Consider the following 7210-nt stretch of genomic DNA (forward strand, 5'->3'; position numbering starts at 1 on the left):
GCATGCTGCAGCGCGTCATGATCGCAGCGGCCCCGTCGCGTCGCGAAGGGGCAAACATTGCCGGGAGGGGCACTAGGAGGGTGCTGGTCCCAACCGTCCTCAATCGCCGGTACATCAAGCCCGTCCGGCGATTGAGGACAAACCGGCTGCTGGGCGCCCCAGGCACACACCCGCACGCACCGTCAGAAGAACACCGACCGCCGCTGAACCAGCAACTTGTACAGCGTGTGCTGAATCTGCTCCCGCACCTGATCCGTCAAGTTGAACATCAGCATCGGATCCTCCGCCGCCTCCACCGGATACCCGTCCGTAGAAATCGGCTCCCCGAACTGAATCGTCCACTTCGTCGGCAGCGGAACCGCGCCCAACGGTCCCAGCCAGGGAAACGTGGGTGTGATCGGGAAGTACGGAATCCCCAGCACCCGCGCCAGCGTCTTCGCGTTGCCGATCATCGGGTAGATCTCCTCCGCCCCCACGATCGAGCACGGCACGATCGGCACCCCGGCCCGCAGCGCCGTCGACACGAAGCCGCCCCGCCCGAACCGCTGCAGCCTGTACCGATCGCCGAACGGCTTGCCGATGCCCTTGAAGCCCTCCGGCATCACGCCGACGACCTCGCCCTGCCTCAGCAGCCGCTCCGCGTCCTCCGCGCAGGCCAGCGTGTGCCCGGCCTTCCTGGCCAGTTCGTTCACCACCGGCATCATGAACACCAGGTCCGCGGCGAGCAGCCGTAGATGCCGACCGGCCGGGTGGGTGTCGTGCACGGCGACCTGAAGCATCAGCCCGTCCAGCGGCAACGTCCCCGAGTGGTTGGCCACGATCAGTGCCCCGCCGTCCGACGGGATGTTCTCGATGCCCTTCACCTCGACCCGGAAGTACTTCTCGTACATCGGTCTCAGCACCGACATCAGAACCTGATCGGTGAGCTCCTTGTCGTACCCGAACTCGTCGACCTCGTACTCACCGGTGACCCGCCGCCGCAGAAACGCGAGCCCACCCGCGATCCGCCGGTCCCAGCTGCCGCGCCGAGCCCCTTCGTGAGCCTGCGCACCCGCCACCCCCTGCACCACCTCCTGGGCCTGCACGGCGTCCTGCTGCCCCGGCAGGGCGCTGAGGGCTGCGGTGCCCACCGCGGGCCCCGTCGCCCGCCGGCGGGCGGACCGCTGCGCGCCACCCGACCGTGAACGGTCGTCATCGAACGGAATGACCTTGGCATCCGCCATCGTCGGTGCGCTCCTCTACCTGGCGCCGGGAGTCGGTTGTGTGTCGCCTGCCCCGGTGCTCACCGGAACCTCGCCGGTCCCACCGGCGAAGGGCAGCGCCGCCAGCCGGTCGACGGCCCTGCCCACCGTCTCGGGCGGCAGCAGTCCGGGACCCAGGCCGCGCGCGAACGCGGCGAACGTCTCCGCGGTAGTGAATCCCGGGTGGAAGCCCAGCGTCTCGCGCATCTGGACGGTGGAGACCACCCTGCCATGCGTGAGCAGCCGGATCTGCTCCGGCGAGAAGTCCGTCATGCCGACCGTACGGAGCGCCTGGCCCACCCAGGTGACGGCAGGCAGGGGCACCGGCATCGTCGGCCGCCCGAGCCGCCGCGCGCACTGCGAAAGCAACAGCACCCCGTCGCCGGCGATATTGAACGTGCCACTGTTCAGCGTCCCGCGCCGCGGCTCGTGCGAGGCGATCCTCAGTACGTCGATGACATCGTCCTCGTGCACGAACTGGAGCCGTGGGTCGTACCCGAACACCGTCGGCAGCACGGGCAGTGCCAGGTAGTCGGCGAGCGGCGAGTCCGCGTCCGGCCCCAGGATGTTCGCGAACCGCAGCACGCACACCGCCACGTCGGGCCGACGGCGCGCAAAGCCCCGTACATATCCCTCGACCTCCACCGCGTCCTTCGCGAAGCCCCCGCTCGGCAGGGACTTGGGCGGGGTGGTCTCGGTGAAGACCGCCGGATCGCGCGGCGCGGAGCCGTACACACTCGTACTGGACTTGATCACCAGCCGCCGGACCGTCGGCGACTTCTGGCAGACACCGAGCAACTGCATGGTGCCGATGACGTTGGTCTCCTTGATGGTGGTCCGGCCACCCGCGCCGAGGGTCTTGCCGCTGACGTCCAGATGCACGACCGTGTCGACGGCGTGCGCGGCCAGGACTCTGGCGATCGCGGGCTGGCGGATGTCCACACGTACGAAGTCGGCGTCACCCAACTGTTGTGACGGCGCGACCGCGTCGACGGCGATCACCCGGTCCACGTCCGGATCACGCTGGATGCGCCGCACGAATCGGCCGCCCAGCTGCCGGGCCGCTCCCGTGACGAGCACGACCTTCCCCAAGATCAGCGCCTTCCGTCGAAGAGGTTTCCCCTGGCCGTCACCGTAGCGGGTGGATGTTGCCCTGGGATGACTGCGCGGCGGCCTTCTGCCGAGTCTTTGGCCCAAATGTGCGTCACACGGCCCACACACGCCCGCAGAGGCACCCTCCCGCAAACGCGCCGCAGCCCTCCCGCCGTATCGGCGGGAGGGCTGCGGATTCACGAACTGCGTTCGCTTACTTCTTGTTGCGACGCTGAACGCGCGTGCGCTTGAGCAGCTTGCGGTGCTTCTTCTTGGCCATCCGCTTGCGCCGCTTCTTGATAACAGAGCCCACGACTACCCTCGCTCACTTCTCTTCACTGGTGCGGGGCGTCTGGGCCCACACGACCTACGTCGGCCTAGCCTACCCGCCACACGGTGAGGGACGTAATCCGAGGTGACCGTCAGGCGGACTCCACCCCCACAAAGGACTCGCGGAGATACTCGTGAACCGCTTGCTCCGGGACCCGGAAGGACCTGCCCACCCGGATCGCCGGCAGATGACCACTGTGCACCAAGCGGTACACGGTCATCTTCGACACGCGCATGACCGAGGCGACTTCCGCCACGGTCAGAAACTTGACCTCGTTGAGAGGCCTCTCGCTGCCAGCACCAGCCATGACCCACCTGTACCTTCCGCACGAGACGCGCACCGGCTTCCCCTCCGGTGACTCTTCGTCGTTGTGCGCTCACTCCCCAGATTAGGGGCGGGTGATGCGAGTGGGGAAGAGGAGGGACCATCGGCCGCCTACTGTGACAGACACGCCCGATTGAGCACATAGCGAGTAAGCGGCCGGTAGTAAGCGGACGGCACGGCGTCGTCGAGCGGAACGGCGACCGAGACCCGCCCCTCGGCCTCCCCGACGAACAGCGCGGGATCGTCCGTATCCGCCAGACCGATTGCCTCAATGCCCAACTGACCTGCGCCGCAGACCCAGCCGTGGTCCCCGACGACCAGCTCCGGAAGCCGCCCGTGGCCCATCACCGCCGCCTCCAGCGCGACCCGGACCGGCAGCGGCGAGTGGGTATGTGCGCCCGGCTCACCACCGTGGGGCCGCACGCCCGGTTCGCGCACCATGGCGACTCCCCGTACGTAGTCGAGCTTGTACGTGCGTACGCCGAACCGGGTCGTTATGTCGATACATCTCCCCTGCGCAGGGGTGAGTACGGCGCACCCCGCCGCCGACATGGCGTCTGCCAGCGCGACGTAGAAATCGAGCAACCGGTGCGGATGACCGGTCCCGAACAGCACCGGCGCCCGCCGGACCGCCGCGCTCGACAACCGCTGGGCAAAAGCGTCCAGACCGGCCAACGTCCGCTCCGGATCGATCACATCAGGACCCGCAACGTGAGCGGGATCGTTCGAAACCCCGCACTTGTCGGCCATCAGCCGAAGCAGATCGGGCGCCTCCCACCCCCATGCGGGGTCGAGCCCGAGCATCACCCGCGGATCCCTGGCCGCGAACAGCCGATAGCTCCGCAGACTCACCTCCCGCGAGGTGGCCACGGGCCCGGCCAGCCGGGCCGCCAGCAGATGCGCGCGCAGCGCTCCGGTGCTCAACACCCTGCCGATGCTGCCTCAATCACCCGGACGGAGGGCCAAAAGAGAGGACGGGCCCCACAGTTGGCGTAACCCCGCCCCCACCGCCGCGCGGAATCGGCCGAGCCGGACCGCTCCCGCCCGCCTCAGGCCAGCAGCCCCCGCAACGGGAACGCCGCCCGCCTGGTCGCCCGCACCGCCTGATCCAGCCGGTCCGCCGGGTCGTACCCCGCCTCCCACGGCTGCCACGACGGCGTACGTCCGTCGGTCATCCGGCCCGGCCCCAGCTGGCGGGTCCGGGCATAGACCTCGTCCCGCCACGAAGCAGGAATCACCGCCTCGGGGTCCACCGGCGCATGCGCGGCGATCCCTACCAGATGGGTCCAGGACCTCGGCACCACATCGACGACCGCATACCCGCCCCCGCCGAGCGCCACCCACCGCCCGCCCTCCGTATGCGCGTGGGCGAGCTCATGGCACGACTCCATGACCGCCCGCTGCGCGTCCAGCGACACCGCCAGATGCGCGAGCGGATCCTCGAAGTGCGTATCGGCTCCGTGCTGGGTCACCAGCACCTGCGGCCGGAAGTCCGCGATCAGCTCCGGCACCACCGCGTGGAAGGCCCGCAGCCACCCCGCGTCCCCCGTACCGGCGGGCAGTGCCACATTGACCGCGGCCCCCTCCCCCGCACCGGAACCGGTCTCCTCCGGCCAGCCGGTCTGCGGGAAGAGCGTCCGCGGATGTTCGTGCAGCGACACGGTCAGAACGCGCGGGTCCTCCCAGAACGCGGCCTGCACCCCGTCACCGTGGTGGACGTCCACATCGATGTACGCGACCCGCTCCGCACCCAGCTCCAGCAACCGGGCAATGGCGAGCGCCGGGTCGTTGTAGATGCAGAACCCCGCCGCACCGCCCGGCATCGCATGGTGCAGCCCGCCCGCGAAGTTCACCGCATGCGCGGTGTCCCCGCGCCACACCGCCTCGGCGGCGGCCACCGACTGCCCGGCAATCAACGCCGACACCTCGTGCATTCCCACGAACGCCGGATCATCCATCGTCCCGAGCCCGTAGTTCTGATCGGCCGCCCTGGGATCCGCGGAGGCCGCCCGCACGGCCGCCACGTAGTCCTCACGGTGCACGAGCCGCAGCGTGGATTCCCCGGCCGGCTTGGCGGCCACCACATCCACCGCGTTGTCGAGACCGAACGCCCGCACCAGCCCCATCGTCAGGGCAAGCCTGACGGGGTCCATCGGATGACTGCCCCCGAAGTCGTATCCCGTTACTGCGTCATCCCACATCAACTGTGCGCGGCCGCTCATGCCCGCCACCGTATCGGGCAGACTCCGAACCGAACGACTTGGCGTACGCGAGCGTCGCGAGCACCAGCGCCATCGGGATGAGCATCGCGCCCCGGTAGCTCCACGCGTCCCCGAGCGCACCCACCAGAGGCGACCCCACCAGGAACCCCACATAGTTGAAGACATTCAGCCGGGCGATCGCCGTGTCGCTCGCCCCCGGGAACATCCGCCCGGCGGCCGCGAACGTCTGCGGAACGATCACACAGAGCCCGAGCCCCAGCATGGTGAACCCGAGCATCCCGACCCACGCCCCGGAAGCCACCGCCACCACCGCGAACCCGGCCGCGGCCAGCACACTCCCGAACCGCACGACAGCCACAGCCCCGAACCGCCGCACCCCGAAGTCCCCCACGGCCCGCCCCAGCAGCGTCGTCACCATGTAGACGTTGTACGGAACGGTCGACAGCTGCTCGGAACTCCCCAGCACGTCCTGCAGATACTTCGCACTCCAGTTGGAGACCGTCGAGTCCCCGATGTACGCGAAGCTCATCACCAGACAGAGCGGCATCAGCAGCTTGAACGAGACGGAGCCGCCCTGACGCTCTGCACCCTGTCCGTCGCCCTCAGCCTTCCCCTCGACGTACCACCGGCTCCCGATGAACGCGGCAGGCAGCAGCAGGACGCCCGCGGGAAGGTACGACACCAGCAGCGTGAGATCCCAGTGCGCCCCGGCCCACGCCATCGACGCCCCGGCGATCCCGCCCAGGCTGTACACCGCATGGAACCCGAGCATGATGCTGCGCCCGTACGCCCGCTGAAGGCTGACCCCCATCATGTTCATGGAGGCGTCGAGCGCCCCGACGGACAGGCCGAATACCCCGAGCGCGACGGCCACCTGCCACAGCTCGCTGCCGGCCCCGACGCCGAGCAGCGCCAGCAGCACCACGGGCTGCGCCCACCTCAGTACGACCCGGGGCCGTACCCGCGCGACCACCTTCTCGGTGACCACGCTGCCCACACCGGCCAGGATCGGTACGGCGGCAAGGAACACGGGCAGCAGCCCGTCGGATATCCCGTACCGGTCCTGAATGGCAGGAATACGCGTCACGAGCAGGGCAAAGGTGACCCCTTGCGCGAAGAAGCTCAACGCCAAGGAAGCCCTACCGTGCCGCAGCCGCGCATCCGTCATGGCCGCAGCGTAGGGCCCTGGCCTACCCATGGGTAGATGAATCAGGCGAGCAGTTCCCGCAGTTGGGCCATGTCGGAGAAGTGCCCGGTCACACCGGCGAGCCGGTCGGCGGGCATCATCGACGTGAACCCGTACACATCCATCCCCGCGGCCCGTGCCGCCTCCACCCCGAGCGGGCTGTCCTCGATGACGACACACCTCTCGGGCGGAACGCCCATCCGCTCAGCGGCGAGGAGGAACAGATCGGGTGCCGGCTTCCCGTGCCCGACGTCCTCCGCGCTGAAGATCCATTCCTCCTCGAACCACTGGTCGAGCCCGGTCTTGCGCTGCCCGACCCGGATCCGTTCGTGGCTCCCGGAGGAGGCGACGCAGTACGGCACGCCGTCGGCGACGAGCTTTCCCAGCACGTCGTCGATTCCTTCGACCGGTTCCAGCTCCTCCTGGAACGCGGCGAAGATCCGGGAGTGGAGCGTCTCGTCGAAGTCCGCGGGTAGCTTCTCCCCGGTCCTTTCCTCGACGAGGTCGTGCACCCGGTGCACGGCGGACCCCATGTAGTCACGGAGTGATTCCTCGTACGAGGTGGGGTGACCGAGCTCGGTCAGGTAGCCGGAGAGGATGGCGTTGGAGATCGGCTCACTGTCGACGAGCACACCATCGTTGTCGAAGATGACCAGTTCGTAGCGCATGGTTCGAGCCTAGACGCTCAGAACGCAGAAAAGCCCCGTGCCACAAGGGCACGGGGCTTTCCCGGAATAATTGTTCGGCGGCGTCCTACTCTCCCACAGGGTCCCCCCTGCAGTACCATCGGCGCTGAAAGGCTTAGCTTCCGGGT

At 68.7% G+C, this 7210-nt stretch carries 8 protein-coding genes and 1 rRNA gene; all 9 read right to left on the reverse strand.

Annotation, left to right across the window (positions count from 1 at the left end; genetic code table 11):
* Nucleotides 1-182: 182 nt before the first annotated feature.
* Nucleotides 183-1223 carry a lysophospholipid acyltransferase family protein gene (locus AB0915_RS37455; RefSeq protein ID WP_366695642.1) on the reverse strand — a complete coding sequence of 347 codons (1041 nt, stop codon included), beginning with the start codon at nucleotides 1221-1223 and terminating at the stop codon, nucleotides 183-185.
* A gap of 15 nt (nucleotides 1224-1238) precedes the next feature.
* On the reverse strand, nucleotides 1239-2333 hold the full coding sequence (locus AB0915_RS37460) for an NAD-dependent epimerase/dehydratase family protein (RefSeq protein WP_366695644.1): 1095 nt from the start codon (nucleotides 2331-2333) through the stop codon (nucleotides 1239-1241).
* Nucleotides 2334-2547: 214 nt separating this feature from the next.
* Nucleotides 2548-2646: an AURKAIP1/COX24 domain-containing protein gene (locus tag AB0915_RS37465; protein ID WP_003948845.1), complete on the reverse strand. Its 99-nt coding sequence runs from the start codon at nucleotides 2644-2646 to the stop codon at nucleotides 2548-2550.
* Between the two features lie 109 nt (nucleotides 2647-2755).
* Nucleotides 2756-2971 (reverse strand): helix-turn-helix domain-containing protein, encoded by a 216-nt coding sequence (locus AB0915_RS37470; protein WP_266984444.1) that lies wholly within the window; start codon nucleotides 2969-2971, stop codon nucleotides 2756-2758.
* Nucleotides 2972-3099: 128 nt separating this feature from the next.
* Nucleotides 3100-3915, reverse strand: coding sequence for a phosphatase (locus AB0915_RS37475; protein ID WP_366695646.1), 816 nt, complete (start codon nucleotides 3913-3915; stop codon nucleotides 3100-3102).
* A gap of 122 nt (nucleotides 3916-4037) precedes the next feature.
* Nucleotides 4038-5210, reverse strand: a complete 1173-nt coding sequence (locus AB0915_RS37480) for an acetoin utilization protein AcuC (protein ID WP_366695648.1) — start codon at nucleotides 5208-5210, stop codon at nucleotides 4038-4040.
* Nucleotides 5179-6378: an MFS transporter gene (locus AB0915_RS37485; protein ID WP_366695650.1), complete on the reverse strand. Its 1200-nt coding sequence runs from the start codon at nucleotides 6376-6378 to the stop codon at nucleotides 5179-5181. The genes AB0915_RS37480 and AB0915_RS37485 overlap by 32 nt, the downstream gene beginning before the upstream one ends.
* Before the next feature lie 41 nt (nucleotides 6379-6419).
* Nucleotides 6420-7064 carry an HAD family hydrolase gene (locus AB0915_RS37490; RefSeq protein ID WP_366695652.1) on the reverse strand — a complete coding sequence of 215 codons (645 nt, stop codon included), beginning with the start codon at nucleotides 7062-7064 and terminating at the stop codon, nucleotides 6420-6422.
* A gap of 72 nt (nucleotides 7065-7136) precedes the next feature.
* Nucleotides 7137-7210: ribosomal RNA gene (gene rrf / locus AB0915_RS37495) — 5S ribosomal RNA — on the reverse strand; the annotation flags it as partial.

Source organism: Streptomyces sp. NPDC048411, assembly GCF_040704695.1.
Taxonomy (GTDB): domain Bacteria; phylum Actinomycetota; class Actinomycetes; order Streptomycetales; family Streptomycetaceae; genus Streptomyces.